The 1,335-nt window shown below is 66.2% G+C and carries 1 protein-coding gene; it reads left to right on the top strand.

The features are described from left to right. The first annotated feature begins 20 nt into the window (after nt 1–20). Nucleotides 21–1,331 carry an extracellular solute-binding protein gene (locus OO57_RS37765; protein ID WP_033257436.1) on the top strand — a complete coding sequence of 437 codons (1,311 nt, stop codon included), beginning with the start codon at nt 21–23 and terminating at the stop codon, nt 1,329–1,331. Nucleotides 1,332–1,335 lie beyond the last annotated feature (4 nt).

Here is a 1,335-nt window from a genome sequence, read left to right as displayed (position 1 = left end):
CAGCGTGAAGGATGAGCGAGATGCGCAGAGGATGGCTGGCCGTCGGGGCCGCTTCCATGGTGGTGCTCACTGCCTGTAGCAGCAGTGGTGGCGGCGGGACGTCCGCTGCGCCGTCGGTGAACTCGGACCCGACGAAGGTCTCGGGCTCGATCACGGTGCTGACCAACCGCACCGACCAGTTGGGCGACGGCACGCTCGACAAGTACGCCGCGGAGTTCAACAAGGTCTACCCGAACGTCAAGGTGAAGTTCGAGGGGATGAAGGACTACGAGGGCGAAGTCAAGATCCGCATGAACACCGAGAACTACGGTGACGTGCTGCCGATCCCCTCCGACCTGTCCATCGCCCAGTTCCCCAACTTCTTCTCCTCGCTGGGTGCTTCGGACGAGCTGTCGAAGACCTACCAGTGGACCGACTACGCGACGGTGGACAGCAAGGTCTACGGCATCGCCAACTTCGGCACCGTCACCGGCTTCGTCTACAACAAGAAGGTCTGGGCGGACGCGGGCGTCACCGCCTGGCCCAGGACCCCCGAGGAGTTCCTCGCCGACCTGGAGGCCATCAAGGCCAAGGGCGCGGCCACCCCGTACTACACCAACTACCACGACGGCTGGCCGCTGCGGCAGTGGACCGACGCGATCGGCTCCCCGTCCTGCGACGAGGGCGCCAAGGACGCGCTGGCCGACACCGCGCAGCCCTGGGCCGCGGGCAGTGACCTGCACACCATCGACAGCCTGGTGTACTCGATCGTCAACCGGAAGCTGTCCGAGGACGACCCGACCACCACCAACTGGGACCAGTCCAAGGTGATGCTGGGCACCGGCAAGGTCGCCACGATGTACCTGGGCTCCTGGTCGGTGTCGCAGATGCGCGACGCCGCGTCCAAGGCCGGCGCCAGCCCGGACGACATCGGCTACATGCCGTTCCCGTCGACCACGGGCAAGCCGTGCACGGTCCTGCAGCCGGACTACAAGTACGCGATCAACAAGCACTCCAAGAGCCAGGAGGCCGCCCGGGCGTGGCTGGACTGGTACGTCACCAAGTCCGGTGCGGCGCAGGCCGAGCAGGGCATCTCCTCGGTCAAGGGCGCCGAACTGCCCGCCACCCTCAAGCCGTTCACCGACAACGGGGTGCAGCTGATCGGGCAGAAGCAGGACAAGTCCGCGACCGTCAAGAAGATCGACAAGGGCGCGGAGATCAACCTCGACGCCCCCGACTACCGGCAGAAGCTCGTCGACATCGCCCGCGGCGCCGCCTCCGGCGACCTGGACGGCTACTTCGCCGAGCTGAACAAGAAGTGGTCCCAGGCACAGAAGACCGTCAACGGCTGACCCC

This window comes from Kitasatospora phosalacinea (assembly GCF_000717185.1).
GTDB classification, from domain to species: domain Bacteria; phylum Actinomycetota; class Actinomycetes; order Streptomycetales; family Streptomycetaceae; genus Kitasatospora; species Kitasatospora phosalacinea_A.
The sequence above is the reverse complement of the archived record's forward strand: the minus strand, read 5'-3'. Positions and strand labels throughout refer to the sequence as shown.

Excerpts from the sequence above, each read along its gene's own strand:
- OO57_RS37765 (WP_033257436.1), top strand. The coding sequence starts at position 21 with ATGCGCAGAGGATGGCTGGCCGTCGGGGCCGCTTCCATGGTGGTGCTC.